The 1,340-nt window shown below is 54.4% G+C and carries 1 pseudogene; it reads right to left on the bottom strand.

The features are described 5' to 3' along the window. Positions 1 to 1,340 (bottom strand): annotated as a pseudogene (locus G434_RS29525) (conjugal transfer protein); the annotation flags it as partial.

Raw genomic sequence — 1,340 nt, 5'->3', positions numbered from 1 at the left:
GAGCGGAACAGATGATCCGGCTGTTTTTCTGGTGTGTTGACGGCAGCAAAAAGCGGTGCCTCACGGGTTTTCAGATGAAACTCCATAAGTTCCGGCGCAGGTGATATGTGGCTGTCTGCATCGTGATTTACGGCAACACCATACCCTGCATACCGTAACCCCTTATCGGTCAGTGCACTGATGACCAGCTGGCTGTTATCGGCTGAGGGAACGGCAAACGCGGGATACAGCGTACCATTAAGCCGGACAACACCGCCCAGAGAGTCATCCACGCCCATGACCAGCAAAAGCTGAAGCTGGCGGGTTTCCCGGTCGACAGAACTCATTACCGGCATCAGCGTCGGTAGCAGACGTCCCTGCGTAAAATCCACCTTCCTTGCTGCCAGTGATGGCATGGCTGGCTGGCGGTCTTCTCCAAGACAGAAAGACTCCGGCCATGTCTTCGGCTGGCGGAGATTGCGGGTATATTGCGGCCATGTCTGGCAAACCTGCGTCAGAAGTTGCTCAAAGGTCGCAGAGGAATAAACACGTTGCAGTGGTGGATGTTGACCGATTTCGCTTCGGTCACAGATATAACCACTCCTGTCACGCATTAAATCAACACGCTCAAAGATTCTGGTGCGGTATTTCTCCAGCTCGTTCCCCCAGAGCGTGTATTCTCCGTTCCGGTTGTGAAGCAGAAGGTAACAGGTCATTTCCCCGTTACCAGGCATGGGGGCCTCGCCATACCCCGTAACGACTGCGCTCAGTACCCCTGAATCCATAACGGCATTGTCATTTTTCCTGAGCTGTTCCGCTCGTCGCTCCGCGCGACTACGTTCTGTATCCTCCTGCTCCTTCCGGCGCAATTCCTCTTCACGTTTAAGCAACTGGACTCTGAGAGCTGCAAGGCCGGATGCCCCCCACTGCTGCCACTGTTTTTCAAATGCCGTCTGACTCGCGGGAATGTCCTGTTTCTCCACCTTCCGGTAATGCTGTCGCAATTTTTCCATTTGCTGGCTCAGCGACTGGATTTTTCCCTGTTCGCTACGGTATTCCGGTGCCGCCCATTGCATCAGGGGAATACGGGAAAAACCGGACGAAAACGGCGATGATTTTTTCAGGCTGGCAGCATGGCTCATCGCTTCCTTTCGTTCGGTGTTCAGCTCTTCCCAGCGTCTGCGCGTCGCCTGCATATCTGCCATCATCGACATGGCATTACTGGTGAGTTTCCATGCCGCATTACTGTCCTTCGGCAACGCTTCGATGATGTCACGTAGTGTGTACGAAGTTGCGTTGTCAGGAAGCACGATATTCAGAAGGTCAGCCACACGGCGGGCAGGCTCTGTCAGCCCGCTGTT

Source organism: Escherichia sp. KTE172 (assembly GCF_000408845.1).
Lineage (GTDB): Bacteria > Pseudomonadota > Gammaproteobacteria > Enterobacterales > Enterobacteriaceae > Escherichia > Escherichia coli.
This window is presented reverse-complemented; position numbering and strand designations above follow the sequence as displayed.